The organism is Ewingella sp. AOP9-I1-14, assembly GCF_052375995.1.
In the GTDB taxonomy this organism is placed as follows: Bacteria; Pseudomonadota; Gammaproteobacteria; order Enterobacterales; family Enterobacteriaceae; genus Ewingella; species Ewingella allii.
Genome location: NZ_JBQSVA010000007.1, coordinates 244,650 through 261,003 on the forward strand (window position 1 = coordinate 244,650; position 16,354 = coordinate 261,003).

At 54.4% G+C, this 16,354-nt stretch carries 16 protein-coding genes; 9 read left to right on the forward strand and 7 right to left on the reverse strand.

The window, feature by feature from the left end; genetic code table 11:
- Positions 1-145 precede the first annotated feature (145 nt).
- The 3 genes from ACT3RT_RS18710 (at position 146) to ACT3RT_RS18720 (ending at position 3,069) form a co-directional block, all read left to right on the forward strand.
- On the forward strand, positions 146-931 hold the full coding sequence (locus ACT3RT_RS18710; protein WP_396132127.1) for an alpha/beta fold hydrolase: 786 nt from the start codon (positions 146-148) through the stop codon (positions 929-931).
- Positions 932-1,006: 75 nt separating this feature from the next.
- Positions 1,007-1,678, forward strand: coding sequence for a heavy metal response regulator transcription factor (locus ACT3RT_RS18715; protein ID WP_353504151.1), 672 nt, complete (start codon positions 1,007-1,009; stop codon positions 1,676-1,678).
- Positions 1,675-3,069, forward strand: coding sequence for a heavy metal sensor histidine kinase (locus ACT3RT_RS18720; RefSeq protein WP_496203550.1), 1,395 nt, complete (start codon positions 1,675-1,677; stop codon positions 3,067-3,069). Before ACT3RT_RS18715 ends, ACT3RT_RS18720 begins: the two co-directional genes overlap by 4 nt.
- 67 nt (positions 3,070-3,136) lie before the next feature.
- Here ACT3RT_RS18720 and ACT3RT_RS18725 read toward each other — a convergent pair whose 3' ends face one another.
- From ACT3RT_RS18725 to ACT3RT_RS18735, 3 genes are all read right to left on the reverse strand, one after another.
- Positions 3,137-3,454 (reverse strand): DMT family transporter, encoded by a 318-nt coding sequence (locus ACT3RT_RS18725; protein WP_034795720.1) that lies wholly within the window; start codon positions 3,452-3,454, stop codon positions 3,137-3,139.
- A gap of 150 nt (positions 3,455-3,604) precedes the next feature.
- Positions 3,605-5,002, reverse strand: a complete 1,398-nt coding sequence (locus tag ACT3RT_RS18730; protein WP_496203551.1) for an amidohydrolase family protein — start codon at positions 5,000-5,002, stop codon at positions 3,605-3,607.
- A 111-nt stretch (positions 5,003-5,113) separates the two neighbouring features.
- Complete coding sequence (locus ACT3RT_RS18735) at positions 5,114-5,968, reverse strand: LysR substrate-binding domain-containing protein (RefSeq protein ID WP_485903336.1); 855 nt, start codon at positions 5,966-5,968, stop codon at positions 5,114-5,116.
- Positions 5,969-6,276: 308 nt separating this feature from the next.
- Here ACT3RT_RS18735 and ACT3RT_RS18740 point away from each other — a divergent pair, with 308 nt between their 5' ends.
- The 3 genes from ACT3RT_RS18740 (at position 6,277) to ACT3RT_RS18750 (ending at position 8,861) form a co-directional block, all read left to right on the forward strand.
- Positions 6,277-7,737: an AMP nucleosidase gene (locus ACT3RT_RS18740; protein ID WP_496203552.1), complete on the forward strand. Its 1,461-nt coding sequence runs from the start codon at positions 6,277-6,279 to the stop codon at positions 7,735-7,737.
- A gap of 192 nt (positions 7,738-7,929) precedes the next feature.
- Positions 7,930-8,274: a hypothetical protein gene (locus ACT3RT_RS18745; RefSeq protein ID WP_485903337.1), complete on the forward strand. Its 345-nt coding sequence runs from the start codon at positions 7,930-7,932 to the stop codon at positions 8,272-8,274.
- A gap of 17 nt (positions 8,275-8,291) precedes the next feature.
- A complete protein-coding gene (locus ACT3RT_RS18750; protein WP_496203553.1) occupies positions 8,292-8,861 on the forward strand; it encodes a glycine zipper family protein in 570 nt (189 codons plus the stop codon).
- A 25-nt stretch (positions 8,862-8,886) separates the two neighbouring features.
- Here the strand turns inward: ACT3RT_RS18750 and kup are convergent, their stop codons facing one another.
- The 4 genes from kup to ACT3RT_RS18770 all read right to left on the reverse strand — a co-directional run bounded on the left by kup (position 8,887) and on the right by ACT3RT_RS18770 (position 13,214).
- The gene (gene kup / locus ACT3RT_RS18755; protein ID WP_485903339.1) at positions 8,887-10,755 is read right to left on the reverse strand and encodes a low affinity potassium transporter Kup; all 1,869 of its coding nucleotides are present in this window, start codon (positions 10,753-10,755) and stop codon (positions 8,887-8,889) included.
- A gap of 136 nt (positions 10,756-10,891) precedes the next feature.
- On the reverse strand, positions 10,892-12,073 hold the full coding sequence (locus ACT3RT_RS18760; RefSeq protein WP_353504159.1) for a sugar transporter: 1,182 nt from the start codon (positions 12,071-12,073) through the stop codon (positions 10,892-10,894).
- Between the two features lie 152 nt (positions 12,074-12,225).
- The gene (locus ACT3RT_RS18765; RefSeq protein ID WP_485903340.1) at positions 12,226-12,549 is read right to left on the reverse strand and encodes an AzlD domain-containing protein; all 324 of its coding nucleotides are present in this window, start codon (positions 12,547-12,549) and stop codon (positions 12,226-12,228) included.
- Positions 12,546-13,214 (reverse strand): AzlC family ABC transporter permease, encoded by a 669-nt coding sequence (locus ACT3RT_RS18770; RefSeq protein ID WP_485903341.1) that lies wholly within the window; start codon positions 13,212-13,214, stop codon positions 12,546-12,548. The genes ACT3RT_RS18765 and ACT3RT_RS18770 overlap by 4 nt, the downstream gene beginning before the upstream one ends.
- 115 nt (positions 13,215-13,329) lie before the next feature.
- Between ACT3RT_RS18770 and ACT3RT_RS18775 the strand changes: the two genes are divergently transcribed.
- The 3 genes from ACT3RT_RS18775 to ACT3RT_RS18785 all read left to right on the forward strand — a co-directional run bounded on the left by ACT3RT_RS18775 (position 13,330) and on the right by ACT3RT_RS18785 (position 16,279).
- Positions 13,330-13,878 (forward strand): helix-turn-helix domain-containing protein, encoded by a 549-nt coding sequence (locus tag ACT3RT_RS18775; protein ID WP_485903342.1) that lies wholly within the window; start codon positions 13,330-13,332, stop codon positions 13,876-13,878.
- Positions 13,879-14,787: 909 nt separating this feature from the next.
- Positions 14,788-15,375: a DUF6932 family protein gene (locus tag ACT3RT_RS18780; RefSeq protein ID WP_496203554.1), complete on the forward strand. Its 588-nt coding sequence runs from the start codon at positions 14,788-14,790 to the stop codon at positions 15,373-15,375.
- A complete protein-coding gene (locus ACT3RT_RS18785; RefSeq protein WP_496203555.1) occupies positions 15,362-16,279 on the forward strand; it encodes a hypothetical protein in 918 nt (305 codons plus the stop codon). The genes ACT3RT_RS18780 and ACT3RT_RS18785 overlap by 14 nt, the downstream gene beginning before the upstream one ends.
- Positions 16,280-16,354: the final 75 nt, after the last annotated feature.

Sequence of the window (16,354 nt, forward strand, 5' to 3'; positions counted from 1 at the left end):
AGCCCAAATAATCCGATGAAGTAAAAATAAGCTGGCCTAACTGATCGCGATTCGCCTTGTTGTCATTCTTTTGTCATTTTCTCGTCAGCCTTTTGTTGGCCCCTGCTTGCTAGAGTGTCATCACACACTGCCAAGGGGATTTATAATGAAATTACGCAATCTGTCACTTATCGCTTCACTGGTTCTGGCCGGCATGTCTCTGTCTACAGCTCAGGCTGACACCAGCAAGCCTGCCGCTGCTCAACCCGAAGTGACCAACATCGTGCTGGTTCACGGCCTGTTCGCGGACGCATCGAGCTGGGGTAAAGTTATTCCGCTGCTACAAGCTAAAGGTCTGCACGTCACTGCGGTGCAGAACCCAACTACCTCTTTGGATAACGACGTTGCCGCCGTGAAACGCGCGCTGGCGCTGCAAAACGGCCCGGTGATCCTGGTCGCCCACTCCTACGGCGGTATGGTCATTAGCCAAGCGGGCAACGAGCCAGAAGTGAAAGGCCTGGTGTATATCGCCGCGCGCGCTCCGGCTGCGGGTGAAGACTATCCGGCGCTGACCAAAAAATTCCCGGCCGCGCCAGCCTCTGCCGGTATTCAGTGGAACAGCGATTTTGGTGCCCTGAGCGAATCTGCCTTTGTGCATGATTTCGCTGGCGACCTGCCGGAGAAAGAGGCTAAAGCTTACTACGCCGTGCAGCAGCCTATGGGCCGCGCCATCACCATGGCGAAGACCAGCGTCGCGGCTTGGGAATTTAAACCAACTTACTATGCTGTCTCGACCGAAGACCGCACCATCAACCCCGATCTCGAACGCTTCATGGCGAAACGTATGCACGCGCAGACGATCGAGCTAAAATCTAGCCATGTATCACTGATTTCCCAGCCGGAAGCCGTGGCGAACCTGATTATGAAAGCCGCGCACGTGCCGGGTTACTGAGTTTTACTCCATCATCATGATGAGAACTGGGCGCCGCGTGCGCCCTTTGCTCCTGTATTCGAGGTTTGACGCTGCTTGAAAATTCTCATCGTTGAAGACGAAGAAAAAACCGCCGAGTATCTGCGCAATGGCCTTAACGAAGCGGGCTACACCGCAGACTGGGCGGCGAATGGCATCGACGGCCTGCACATGGCGCGGGAAAATGCTTATGACCTGATCCTGCTGGACGTCATGCTGCCAGAGATGGACGGCTGGACGGTGATGGAGCGTCTGCGCATCCACAGCCAGACGCCGGTGCTGTTTCTCAGCGCCCGTGGTGCGCTGGAAGACCGCCTGCGCGGCTTGGGGCTGGGTGCTGATGAGTATCTGGTGAAGCCTTTCTCCTACGCCGAGCTGCTGGCGCGCATTCGCATCATTCTGCGTCGCGGCCAGCCGCAGTCCGGTGACGTGCTGACGCTGGCGGATCTGGTGGTGGATATTGAAAAATTCCGCTGTGAGCGTGGCGGCAAACGCATCACCTTGACCAACAAAGAGTTCAAGCTGTTGGTCTGCTTCCTGCAACATCCGGGACAGGTTCTGTCGCGCACCTTTTTGGCTTCCCGCGTGTGGGACATGAATTTTGACAGCGACACCAACGTGGTGGATGTGGCGGTGAGAAGATTACGGCAGAAAATCGATGAGCCTTTCGACACCCAGTTAATACACACCATACACGGCGTTGGCTATCGCTGTGAGGCTGAGCCATGAGACGCATCTCCCTCACTTTTCGCCTGGCGGTGCTGCTGGCGGCCTTCTCTTTTGTGGCCTTTACCGTCATGGGCGGCGCGCTGTATTACGCGTTGCGCTATCAGCTGACGCTCAGGGACGACGCGGCGCTGGTGTCGCGTGTCGACCAGATAGGCACCCTTTTGAGGGATCTGGACGCCCGTCAGCTGATCCATGAGAAGCCGCACCTGTTCGCCAATATGCTGGGTAACACCGAGTCGCTGCTGGTGATACGCTATGTCGGCGGCCCGACCTTGTTAGAGGTCAACCCGCTCAAACGCCCGATCCCGCAGGTCACGCCGATTTCCGCCGAGCAGCGGCTGTCGCTGAATGCGGTGCATCACTCCCAGACCGCCGACGGCACGCCGATGATTTATATGGCCGCCACCAGCCCCTCTTCCAACGATTTAGTGCCGCTGGAGATCATCTCCAGCCGGGTATTGACCGACAGGACCCACATTCTGGATGTGTACCGTAATTACATCATTCTGTTTGCTTCGATGATGGCTGCCATCTCTGTGGTTCTGGCGTTTATTTTTGCCCGTCGCGGCGTCTCGCCGTTGCGCAGGCTGGCGGAGAGAACCGCCAAGATTGGGACGCGCACCCTGTCATCACGCCTGACTAAAGATGACGCCCCGACCGAGCTCGATACCTTGATTGACCAGATTAACGCCATGCTGGAAAGGCTCGAGCGCGGCTTTAAGCAGTTGAAGCAGGTGAGCGCCGACATGGCCCACGACTTGCGCACGCCGATCACCATTTTGCTGGGGCAGACTGAGGTGGGCCTCGGCGCGCCGCGCGAAAATGAGTATTACCGGCGGCTGCTGGGGTCCAATTTTGAAGAGCTTCAGCGTATGTCGCGAATGATCGACAATATGCTGTTCTTGGCGCAGGCCGAGCAACCCGACCTTGAGATTGAGCGTACGCTGCTGGACGCCACGCAGGACATGCGTCGGCTTTGTGACTATTTCGAGGACTTGGCCGCCGACCGGGACATTCAAATCCAAGTCAGTGGCGAAGGCACGCTGTTCGCCGACGCCATGCTGTTACGCCGAGCGCTGGCTAACCTGCTGTCCAATGCGGTGCGCCACGCCGCGCCGGGCAGCCTGATTGAAATCAACGCCATCCCTTCGGCCGAAGGCATGACCATTCAGGTGGTGAATCAGGGCGACACCCTTTCCAAATCGCATCAGGAGAGGATTTTCGACCGATTCTATCGTGCGGACTCCGCGCGGCAGAACTCGTCAAACTCCAGCGGGCTGGGCCTGTCGATTGTCACCTCAATCATGCAACTGCACCAAGGCCGCTGCTGGGTGCAGAGCAACCAAGGCACCACTACGTTTGGGCTGTTTTTTCCGAATGCACAGGTGTAAATCCAAAATATGGAGTGTTATCCGCCAAAAAGCGGTTTAACACCCAAAATAATGGAATTAACTCGGTTTACTTAGTTGCCAGCTTCAATAGCACCACGCCGGAGAAAATCAGCAGTACGGCGATGACGCGCATGGGGTTGAGGCTCTCGCCAAACATGGTGACGCCGAGGATGAATGCGCCGATAGCGCCGATGCCGACCCACACGGTGTAGGAGGTGCCTAAAGGGAGGGTTTTCATGGAGATAGCCAGTAGCGCGAAGCTGAGCAGCATGAAGACTAAGGTGACAATACTCGGAACCAGCTTGGTAAAGCCGTGCGACTCTTTCATCGCCGTCGACCATACCACTTCAAACAAACCTGCTAACAACAGATATACCCAAGCCATATTCTGACCTTATTTAATCGCAGGGTCGTCCCTATTCAATGAAGCCGAGTCTCTGGTCGTCCAGTCAGCATAAAACGGTGAGAGAAGAGTATAGATCAAGATGAAGCCGGAGAAAATTGCGAGCCGCATCGCACGGCCCGCAGAGGGAAGTTAGACTTTTTGCACGCTGCCGAACACCAGACGGCCCTGATGGAAGGTGGCTTTGACGTCGGAAACCCGCGCCACGGCTTCAGCGGAGCAGCTGGCGTCAACCAGAATCATCTCGGCATTGTCGTTCACCGCCGGCCATTGGCGAGTGCCGTTGTTGTCCAGCGGCAGCACGTTGCCGGTGGCGATAGCCAGCGAGCGTGTCAGGCCGAACTCGTCTGAATTGCCATAAAGCTGGGCATAAAGGTTGGCTTTTTCCAGCATGCTGCCGGTGCCAAACGGCGACCAGTGGTCAATCACGCTGTCCGTTCCGGTCATCACAAACACGCCCTTCTCGCTCAACTGCGGCAGCGGCATTGCCAGCTTGCCAATCGGCACGGTGGAAGCCACGGTAAACTGCTGGCGAGCCAGCCCGTCAATCACTTCATCCAGCTCTGCATCTTTCAGCGTTGAGAGAGCAAAGCCGTGACTGAGCGTCACTTTGCCTTTTAACTGAGGGTTCTGCTCGACGGTTTTAATCATATATTTCACCGCCGCGACGCCCGCCGGTGAAGTCTCATGCAGATGGATATCCACGCCGGTGTGGGTATCGAGGGCAATCTGGAACATGGCGTCGAGTGATTTTTCCATCGCGCCGTCAACATTGGTTGGGTCCAGCCCGCCAACGTATTGCACGCCCATTTGCATCGCTTCGCGCATCAAGCCGTCCACTTTCGAGTGCAACAGCCCGTGCTGCGGGAAGGCGACAATTTCACAGCTGAAGTCGTTTTTATGTTTTTCCAGCGCGATTTGCAGATGTTCGAGGCTTTTCAAGCCGCTAACCGGGTCGATGTTGCAGTGGCTACGCGCCACCGTGGTGCCTTTCGAGTGCAGCAGGCCAATAATGGCTTCCGCGCGTTGAACCGAGGTCGGCAGAAGCTGTGGGATCAGCACCTGCTCGCGAGCAATCATATCCATAATGGTCTTGCCTTTACGCGGCCTTGGCGCTTCCCACGAGCCGCCGTAGAAGGTCTTGTCGAGGTGAATATGCATGTCGCGGGTGGCGGGCAGGAGCAATAATCCTTGGGCGTCAAAAGCAGTTAGCGTGCTGGCGGCCGCACCGCTGGCGGGTTGAATCGCCATAATTTTGCCGTCTTTTATCTCAAGATGATAAAGGGCCGTCCGGGTGCCGATAATCATCTCCCCTTCGCGCTTGAAACCCTCTTCCAGTCGGACATTGCGCAGCTGGTAGTGGGCGGCGGGCAGAGAGGTGACTGCGTTACTCTCTTCGCATTTAGCCATCGCGTTTTGAGTTGCTGCCTGAGCCGAAGCCATGCCGGTCGCCAGCAGCGCGCCTCCGGCGGTCAATTTCGCGGTGTTTGAGAGAAAATTTCTGCGGCTTTGTTGTTGAGTGTTCTGCACGTCGATTTCCTTAATCCAGAGAACAAAAATGACATTACCGTTTCACCATAAAATAAGGCGCTTTCGCTGGCTGCGATATTTGCCACTGGTGGTCAGTGGCAAACGCAATAGTCAGCTCAGCTGGCAGAACTGGCGCAGCTTCTCGGCCAGCGCCAGCTGCGCCGGGGTGGCGTCAGGGCGATAAAACAGTGCCAGCTCGACATTATCAATTTGCGGCAACCCACTCTCCGCGCCCAACACGCGGTGCTCCGGCAGGCGACAGCTGGCGGGCAGCAGCGTCACGCCCAGCCCCGCCGCGCTGGCGGCGACCAGAGCTGCAAGGCTGGCGCTACTGTAACTGATGCGCCAGGGGCGGCCGATAGCATCCAACGCCTGACACAGTTCCTCGCGATACAACCCGTTGAGTGGAAACAGCACCAGCGGCACCGGGTTATTTTCAAACGCTGGGTAAGCCGCGCTGTCCAGCCACAGCATAGGCTCAGGGCGCGCCGCGTTGGGTTTGTCGCCCTTAATCTGCTTCACCAGAATGATATCCAACTCGTCCTGCTGCCAGGATTTACGCAGTTCATAGCTCAGGCCGCTGGTGACGTCGAGACGCAAATGGGGATGAGTGCGGCTGAACTCGGCCAGCAGCCCGGTGGTGGCCGCCGCAAAGTCCTCCGGTACGCCAAGACGCACCACGCCGTCGCGCCACTGGTCGGAAAGCGCGTCATGCGCCTCGCCGTTCAGCGCAATGATTCGCCGCGCATAGCCGAGAAATCTCTCCCCCTCTTCGGTGAGCAAAACCTGATGAGAAGTGCGTTCCAGCAGGGCTTTGCCCAACATCTCTTCAAGGCGGCGCACCTGCTGGCTGACGGTGGATTGAGAAAGGAACACCCGTTCGGCGGCACGGGTAAAACTGCCGCTATCGCAAACTGCCACGAAACTCAGTAATTGCTGAGGGCTAAACATCGGGTAGCGATTCATTTTATCAATACATATTCGTCTGGCATTCGATTAACCAATAGTATCAATCTGGACGAGGCTGACAACCTGGGGTTGGGTAATAAAGTGCCCCCTCGTTGCGCGATTAGCCGACCGCGAGCCCCGCAAGCCCTGTTGATATTCCCTAACTATCTTCCAAATTGGGGTTCATAAGGCCCCTAATCCAGATGAGTAAGACGAGCCAGAGTTCATTGTTTACTTATAATTAGCAAAATCTTTGGATTAGAATCCTTTGTTAACCAATGCCATACTTTGTGTTAAGTCTTGCTCATCTGCATAAGGGAACGATTTTGAATAATGCTTATTCCGCAACCCAATTGAACGCCACCGACGCGCTGGATCGGCTGGAGGCACTGTACAACGGTGCCGTAGTAGCACTGCGAAAAGCCATCGGTGACTTTATTCTCGATGGTACACTGCCTGATAACGACGTGCGTTTGGCAGGACTTTTCACCTACCCTGAGCTGAGCGTTAGCTGGGACGGGGCTGCGCAGAATCAATTTAAGTCTCGCGCCTATGGCCGCTTCCCGCGCGCCGGGAAATACACCACTACCATCACCCGCCCGGAGCTGTTCCGTGGCTATCTGGCGGACCAACTGAGCCTGCTGGAAAGCGAATATAACGCCAGTTTTGTGGTGAAACCTTCCCAGCTCGAGATCCCCTTCCCGTTTGTTATCGACGGCTCTGACCTGAACCTCGATCGCACTATGAGCGCGGCGCTGGCGCAACACTTCCCGACCACCGAGCTGTCGCAAATCGGCGACCAGATCACCGACGGTTTATCCACCTCCACCACCGAGTTCCCGCTGTCGCACTTCGACGCGCTGCGCACCGACTTCTCACTGGCGCGCTTGAAACACTACACCGGCACCCCGGCGGAGCACGTGCAGCCTTACGTGCTGTTCACCAACTACACCCGTTACGTGGATGAGTTTGTTAGCTGGGCCTGCGCGCAAATCGTCGATCCGGCCACTCCTTACGTGGCGCTCTCCTGCGCTGGCGGGGCCTACGTCACGGCGGAAACCGTCAATCTGGAGCAGACGGTCTCTGACTTGGCGTGGAAAAAACACCAGATGCCGGCCTATCACCTGATTGCCGAAGACGGCAAAGGCATTACGCTGGTGAATATCGGCGTCGGCCCGTCTAACGCCAAAACCATTTGCGACCATCTGGCTGTGCTGCGCCCGCACGCCTGGCTGATGATTGGCCACTGCGGCGGTCTGCGCGAAAGCCAGCAAATTGGCGACTACGTGCTGGCCCACGCCTACCTGCGCGACGACCACGTGCTGGACGCCGTGCTGCCGCCGGATATCCCAATTCCAAGCATTGCCGAAGTGCAGCGCGCGCTGTATGACGCCACCAAGGCCATCAGCAATATGCCGGGGGAAGAAGTTAAGCAGCGCCTGCGTACCGGCACCGTGGTGACTACCGACGACCGTAACTGGGAGCTGCGCTATTCTGCTTCGGCCATGCGGTTCAACCTGAGTCGCGCCGTGGCTGTGGATATGGAGAGTGCGACCATTGCGGCGCAGGGCTATCGCTTCCGCGTGCCTTACGGCACTTTGCTCTGTGTCTCCGACAAGCCGCTGCACGGCGAAATCAAGCTGCCGGGGCAGGCGAACCACTTCTACGAAGGGGCGATTTCCGAGCATTTACAGATTGGTATCCACGCCATTGGCCTGCTGCGACAGGAAGGCGACAAGCTGCATTCGCGTAAATTACGTACCTTCAATGAACCGCCATTCCGCTAAAAACGCCTCTACCGGGGAGGTTTGTCCTCCTCGGTAAATTTCACAATATTTCCACACAATTACTGCCGATCCCTTAGCGCATTCCACCTGATTTGCCGTGTAAAAAAACGGCGGATAGCGCGTATATTCTTGCTCATCGACCGGGAACCTTTCGGCGATAAATGGGCGGTTTAAACGGATGTCGAGGTGGTTATGAAAAGGCTATTGCTGCTGTTGCTGGCCGCAGGTGCAATGATGTCGGTGGCACAAACTTCTTACGCCTATGGCTATTATGGCCACGGGTATTATGGTCATGGTTATTATCACGGCTGGTACGGCCCGAGGGTGATCATTGGCGCACCTTGGGGGCCTCCGCCGCCGGTCTATTACGGGCCGCCTCCGGTGGTCTATGTGACACCGTCACCTCCGCAAACCTACGTGGAGAAAACCCCTAATTACGCTTACTACTGCCAGAATCCAGCGGGTTACTATCCGCACGTTCAGCGCTGCGCGCCGGGCTGGATGAAAGTGGTGGTTGGCGATTCTGCACCGCGCTAAGCCTGAGTGAATCAATCATGAAACGTCTCTATCAATTAGCCCCTCTGGCGCTGGTGATGGCACTGGCGGGCTGCGTGGCGCCCCCTTCGGCGCCGGAAGTTCAGGTTTTACCAGGCAGCACCAAGAGCTACGGGCAGTTTAGGCAGGATGATATGTTATGTCGCAACGCGGCGCAGAATAGCGTGAGCGGCGGCGCGCAGGCGGCATCTAACAGTGCAGCTGGCACGGCGGCAGCGGGAACGGTGGTAGGTGCAGCGGCGGGCGCTTTGATTGGCGCGGCATCGGGCCATGCCGGGCCGGGGGCGCTGATCGGCGCAGGCAGCGGCCTGCTGGTGGGAAGCGCCATGGGCAGTAATACGGCGGGAATGAGCAGCGACGATTTACAAGATCAGTACGACGTTATCTACACCCAATGTATGTACGCCAAGGGCAATAAAGTGCCGGTGGCCTATAGCTACGATGAACCAAGATCGGGGCAGTCAGAGGTTCCCCCTGATTACCACCCCGCTTCTGATCCAAGCAGCGTGCCACCGGATTACAACGGGGACGTACCTGACAGCAACGCGCCGCCAGACTATCGTCCATAAATAATTGATTGCTCGGTAAAAAAAATTAAAACTTCACCATGGCGCCAAGTTCAATAACGCGGTTAGGCGGGAGCTGGAACTGATCCGGCGCCCGCAGCGCGTTACGCTGTAACACTTGGAACAGCTTGCCGCGGATCTGCAAATACCATGGGCGTTTGTCCAATACCAGCGTGTCGCGCGACATAAAGAATGAGGTGTCGCTCATGGTGCAGCGCAGCCCATCCTGCCCGCAACGATAGAACACATCTTCCAGATTTGGCGTCTCGCGCCAGCCATAGCTCGCCACCACGCGCCAGAAGGATGGCGACAGATGCTCAATGGTCACGCGCTTCAGATTATGCACATAAGGCACGTCGGCACTGCTGATGGTCAGCAAAATGATGCGCTCGTGCAGCACTTTGTTGTGCTTTAAATTGTGCAAAAGCACTAGAGGCACGGCATCCGGCGCGCGGGCCATAAACACCGCGGTGCCCGGCACGCGGCGCGGCGGGGATTTTTCGAGGGAGGTGATCAGCGCGCTCAAGGCGTCCGGGTCTTCACGCAGGCGACGCAACAGGCGCGAACGCTCGGTGTGCCAGGTGATCATGACAAGCAGAATGCTCAGCCCCAGCGCCACCGGCAGCCAGCCGCCGGAGAACAGCTTGGTAAGGTTGGCGGCAAACAGCGGGATATCAATCATCATCAGGAATGCCAGCAGCAGCAGGCCCCAGCGCTTCTTCCAGCCCCAGTTTTTAATCGCAACAATGCACAGCAGGATGGAGGTCAGCAGCATGGTTCCCGTCACCACGATGCCGTAGGCCGACGCCAAGTCGCTGGAGTGTTTGAAGCTGATGATCACAATCAGCACCGCCACGTACAGCAGCCAGTTCACCACCGGAATATAGATTTGCCCGGATTCGACGTCGGAGGTGTACACAATGCGCATCGGTGGCAGATAGCCTAAACGCATCGCCTGACGAGTCAGTGAAAACACGCCAGAAATGACGGCCTGGGAGGCGATAACCGTTGCCAGAGTGGCAATAATCAGTAGCGGAACCAGCGCCCAGTCAGGCGCCAGAAGGAAGAACGGGTTTTTGATGGCGTCCGGGTTACTCATCAACAACGCGCCCTGCCCGAAGTAGTTCAGCACCAGCGAAGGTGCGACCAGCAGGAACCACGCGATGCGAATAGGCTTTTTGCCGAAGTGGCCCATGTCGGCATACAGCGCCTCGGCCCCGGTCACTGCCAGCACCACCATACCCAGCGCGAAGAAGGAAATGCCTTTGAATTCAATAAAGAAGTGCAGCGCCCAGTAAGGATTCAAGGCTTGCAGCACGCCCGGATTATGCAGAATGCCGCCGATGCCCATCACGCCCAGCGAGACAAACCACAGCACCATCACCGGCGCGAACAGCTTACCGACGCTGCCCGTGCCCTTCTTCTGGATAACAAACAGCAGGGTCAGCACGGCAATGGAGATGGGGATGATAAATTTATCCAGCGAAGGCTCGATGATCTCCAGCCCTTCAATGGCCGAAAGCACCGAAATGGCCGGAGTGATCACCCCGTCCCCATAGAAAAAGCTGCCGCCAACCAGCCCGAGGAACACCACGGTGGCGTACCAGCGCGGGTTGATATCGCGCACCGCCAGCGACATCAGGGTCAAAATCCCCCCTTCGCCGCCGTTATCGGCACGCATCACGTAGCCGATATATTTGAATGACACCACCAGCATCAGCAGCCAGAAAATCAGCGACAAAAAGCCGAAAATAGACCCTTGGGTCATGGTGATCCCGGCCTGGCCGGTCAGACATTCGCGCAAGGTATAGAGCGGACTGGTACCAATATCACCGTACACTACGCCGATGGCCGCCAGCGTGACGGCAGGCAAGGGCTGCTTCTTTTGTGCATGCATAGATGAGTGATTCGCAAAGTAAAAGGACCGGAAACACCGGCTAATGTTGGGAGTATAGTACCGACATGGGTCGGTACTGTTAATGATATGTTTCTTTGATGGTTATTTGCGAGCTAAGAAGCAAAAGCGAAGCCGATCATACGGTCCGCAGTTGGGGGTATCGGCGCAGGATAAACAGGCACCACGCCAGTGAAATGCAGCCCATCGCCCCGCCGACATAGCCCACGTCCGACAGTTCAAGATGCATAATCACCTGATTGCCCAGCAGTGCACCCGCGCCAATCCCCAGATTGAAAATACCTGAGAACAGCGACATGGCGACGTCGGTGGCATCCGGCGCTAGCGCCAGCACGCGAATTTGCATCGCCAGCGCGATAGCCATCATCCCAATGCCCCACAAAACGGTCAGCGCAGAGATGCTGAAAGCACTGGTCGAGGAGACCAGCAGCAACAGCATCGAAACCGCGATGATAGTGATGGCGCCGACAAAGAACGCCGTCGGGAATTTGCTGCCCATCACGCTAAATAGCGCACTGCCCAAAATGCCTGCTCCGCCGAAAATCAGCAGTAAGAAGGTAGTGAAATCTTCACTCATTTTAGCGACATTCTGCACGAACGGCTCAATGTAGCTATACGCCGTGTAATGCGAAGTGACGATCAGCGCGATCAGCAGGTACATCGACACCAGCGCCGGTCGTTTGAACAGCATCGGCACGCTGCTCAGGGAGCCGCTGTGTTCGCTTGGCAGTTTCGGCAGCAGGCGACTCAGGCTGATTAAGGTGATCAGCGCCACGACGCCAATCACCCCAAAGGTAATGCGCCAGCCAAGATATTGACCAATCACCCGCCCGAGCGGCAGGCCGAGCACCATCGCCAGCGCGGTGCCGGTCGCCAGCATACTCAGAGCCTGCGTTTTCTTGCCCGCCGGGGCGACGCGAATGGCCAGCGATGAAGTTATTGACCAGAAAATCGCGTGCGCCAGTGCAATCCCAATGCGCGATACCACCAGCGAGCCGAAGTCCCAGGCCACCACCGACAGCACGTGGCTGAGGATAAACAGGCCAAACACCGCCATCAGCAGCAGGCGGCGCTCGACGTTGCGGGTAAGCAGCATCAGCGGCAGCGACATCAGGGCGACCACCCAGGCGTAAATGGTCAGCATCAGGCCGACCTGCGCGGTTTCCATCGAGAAAGAGCTGGCGATGTCTGATAACAGGCCTACGGGGACAAATTCGGTGGTATTAAAAATAAACGCGGCGATAGCTAGCATGATGACGCGTAGCCACTCGGTTTTGCGCGAAACGTTATGTGATTGCATTGAGATGTTGGCTTGTAAGTGATGGGTTAACTGCTTGTTTAATGACGGCGAGAAATGTCATTTTTTGTGACGAGTATTGTGTTTTATTTCGGCCGGAATGAAAACCGCTAAATCCGGGCTGCGGAGAATTTATGCTCCCTCAGAGCAGAAATTCAAGGTAAACCCAGCCAGCGGGCCAGTGCGGTGACCGCGGCGGCGGAGAGGATCACCGCAATCAGCGGCACTTTGCGCCACGCCAGCACCGCCGCCACCCCTACTCCCAGCAAACGCGCCAACCCGGCGAAGTGTTCACCTTCCAGCAGCGTGGCAATCACCGCCACTGAGAGCAAAAGCGTGGTCGCGGCGTCGGCAATCAGTGCGCGGGTATTCTCAGTGAAGGTCATCCGCGATCCGAGCTTGAAGCCGACAAAGCGAAATGCATAGGTGCCCACGGCCAAAAGCGCGATGCCGCAAATGATCAATGTGTGTTGGTTCATGATTTTTTCTTCCTGATAGCCAATCCGAGCAGGGAAAACAGCACCGGCATACCAACAGGCACAAAAGGCACTGCCGCGAGTGAAATCAGCGCGCCCGAGCAGGCGGAGATGATGGTTTTGGCATTTTTCAGCGCTGGAAGGGTCAACGCCAGCAGGATGGCTGGGAAAACGGCATCAAGGCCGATAGCCTGCGGATCCGGGATAATTTGCCCAATCGAGCCGCCGATAATCACCCCCAGCGGCCAGCAGAGGGCAATGCCCAAGCCGCACAGCCAAAAGGCAGCTTTGCACTCTGCCTTGGTTGGCTGAGACACGCCGAATACTACGCTTTCATCATTGACGATGTGGCAGCCCAGCAGGCTCTTGGATTTAGTGCCGACCAAATCTTTCACCGCAATGCCGAACGGCAGATGGCGCGCATTCACCAATAAACCTGCTGCTGCGGCGGCGAACGGGCTCCCGCCACTCGAGACAATGCCGATAAAGAGAAACTCAGAGGCCCCGGCCAGCACGAAAACGGAGAGCGCCATCGGCACCCAGAAAGGGAAGCCAACGCCGGTAGCCAGCGAGCCGTAGGATATGCCGACAATGCCATCAGCCAGACAGACCAGAATGATGGCTTTGATGGTCCCCGATTTCAGTGCGGAAAATTGATGAAAATGCATTTTTCAATCTCATAACGAACAAACAGGCTGTTATAATGAACATATTAAAATCGTTTTACAAGTCGAACGATTGTTCGTTATAACGGTTATCGCTATCTTTATTTAGGCTAAATCTATGATCCAACCCATCGACATTATTGCCAGCTCTCTGGTCAGGGAGCGCCAGCGCGCAGGCTTATCACTGGCGGAAGTCGCCAGACGCGCGGGAATTGCCAAATCTACCCTCTCGCAACTCGAGGCGGCCAATGGTAACCCCAGCATTGAAACCCTGTGGGCGCTATGCGTCGCGCTGGAGATCCCCTTTGCGCGCCTGATGGAGCCGCAGGTCAACAAGTCGCAGCTGATTCGACGCGGCGAAGGCCCTGCGGTCATTGCCGAATTAGCCAATTATAAGGCCGTGCTGCTGGCAACCTGCCCGCCGGGATCGCGACGGGATATCTATCTGCTGAGCGCCGAGCCGGGCGCCGATCGCGTATCAAAACCCCATTCGCCGGGATCGGTGGAGCACATTATTGTCACTCAGGGTCAGGCGTTGGTCGGGCTGACGGAGGAGCCCTATGTGCTAAACGCGGGGGATTACATCAGCTATCCGGCAGATCAGGAGCATATTTTCCGCGCGCTGGTACCGGATACGCTGGCTGTGTTGGTGTCTGAGCAAAACTAAACGTTGGACATAAAAAAGCCCGCCATGGCGGCGGGCTTGGGGTAACGCGTTTTCAGGCTGAGGTTTAGAACTGATAAACCAGACCCACGGCGACCACGTCGTCCGTTGAGATGCCGTTGTCTTTGTAGTAGGGCGGGGAAAGGAAGTTAACCTATTGTTTTAAATTAAAATCCACAGCTTGCGAGCGCTAATTTTAGGTAAAAAAGGCAGGTTGTAACTATATGAATTTTCAATGAATAAATTTTGTTTTGCAGAAGCGATTTGGCATCGATTTAGTCTGAAACGAGGTTTTTTAAATCCTGCGCGTTTTTTAGGTTGTCCATGTAGTTAGCCAATAATTTCATAATATCCCAACCTAATTTATTCTCAACAAGTCAATGAGTTACAATTGGCAGCGACTTGAAATTATGAAGTTTTACTTATTGATTGGCGGGGGAGTAAATCCTCCCTCCTCCATCTGTCAAAAAAACTCTACCACCAGCGGAGTTTTTTCGGCTTATCCTGTCTACGAGAATTGAAAGTCACATTTGCACCAAGCTGCTTCAACCTCTGATTAGCACTACACCCTGATTTATCCCCAGTATTTGTGTTGCCCAATCATTAGTCTATGATGCCTGTAAAATTTTGTTTCAATGACCAGCAGCGAAGTTCAGGTAGATATCGATGAGTGTGAAACGTCGTTGATGTTGTTGTGCTTCGCTCTGGCTGCCAGGCTCACCTTTTGACTAAGTACATTTATCGGGTTATCAGAGTTCGAATGAGGTCGCAAAGATGCTGCCTGCACTGGGAGGAAGATAACTACCGTTAGGCATCTAAATGATATTATTAAAATATCCATAGTGCCTTAATAACTTCCTAGAATATATAATTTCGCCAGATCAGTTTACTAGTTGGCTATGAGGATTAATTTTGACAGAACCCACAACTCAATTATGGAATGAAATGGGTGTGATCCCTCCAATGGATGAGTCGGACCCAACTAGTTTTAACAGGTCGCCATATGAAATGAACATTGTCCAATTTGTCAGCGCATTTGCATTTACCCCAACTAGAAGAAAAATTTTAAAGGGTTTCCTGAATTTCAGGGACGCGCTTTCACATGCTGGGCTAACAGATGGGTTTCAGTGGGTTGATGGAAGTTTCACTGAAAATGTTGAGCTAAATTTAAAGAGACCACCAAATGATGTTGACGTAGTGACATTTTTTAACTTTCAACCAGGTGACTCTGATGAAATTGTTATCGCAAGAAACGAATTGATTTTTCATCAAGAATTTGTTAAGGAAACTTTCTTAGTTGACTCCTACTTTGAAAGCCTCCAAACCTCTGGCGCGGACCTTGTCTCAAAGACTGTATATTGGTACAGTATGTGGGCGCATAAGCGTGATTTATCATGGAAAGGTTTTGTCCAAATACCTTTATCACCACAGTTAGATCCGATTGCCATGACTATACTTGGCGCAGCAGAAGCTGAGGAGGCTGACCATGAATCGTTCTGATTATGTTTTCGCTCTCAGTGAACGTGAGCAAGTTTGCAAACTTCTAGAATCTATGCCTGCCGGTAAATCTATAAGCCGTTTAAGCTTAGAGTCGCGCCTAAAGAATATCGAAAAAATAATCGCCCAAGCTGATCCTCGTGAAAATGAGCCAACTAAGGCGATTCTTACCTTCAAAGGCCCACCAGTCATCGGTACCCAAGGAATTTCGGCTTCATTTGGAACAAAAGCATTATCATTTTTTGATGATGCTATTTCCTATGTCGCGAGCGCATTCACCGGCGCACTGCCGTCAGCTGGTAAAATACCCAACAATGACAATAATCATCTCATGATTACAGCAACAGCTAGGGGTTCATTTGGATTTGTTCTGGAAGAGTTTCGACCTGACGCACCGCTAGGCTTTGATGAAAAGACTTTGGTATCCAAGGCTCTGGCGAGAACTCAGACAATATTGCAGGCCAGTTTGGATGACAATGATGAAGCCCTTTCTGAGGCTTTAGAAGATTTAGACATTAGGGCAAGAGACAAAATCAGATCGTTCGTCAATTTTTTATATGAAAACAAGACAGTTTTTTCATTAAAAAACAATGAGTTCAGTTTAATTTTCCGTGACCCAAAACAACTCGAACAGGCATACGAGAAACTAGGTAGTGAAAACGTACTGGAAGAAGAGTTTGATGCCGATGTATATTTTTTAGGTACATTGCCTAATAAGCGCCAATGTGAATTCTTTGTTTTAGGCGAAACTGAGATTAAATCGGCGAAAATCCATAAAGCCGTTGAGAACCCAGATGACATTAATAAACATCTTGGGACGGTTGGGCGAGCAAAATTCATCAAAAAAACAGTTGGTAAAGGTAAGCCGCGGTATACGCTTATCACTCAACCTACTTGGAATAATTAATCTTAACAACTCATCCACCAAAATGGGCTATCCCTAACAATAATAATTTCTAAGTAGCAATCCGATTTCACCGGC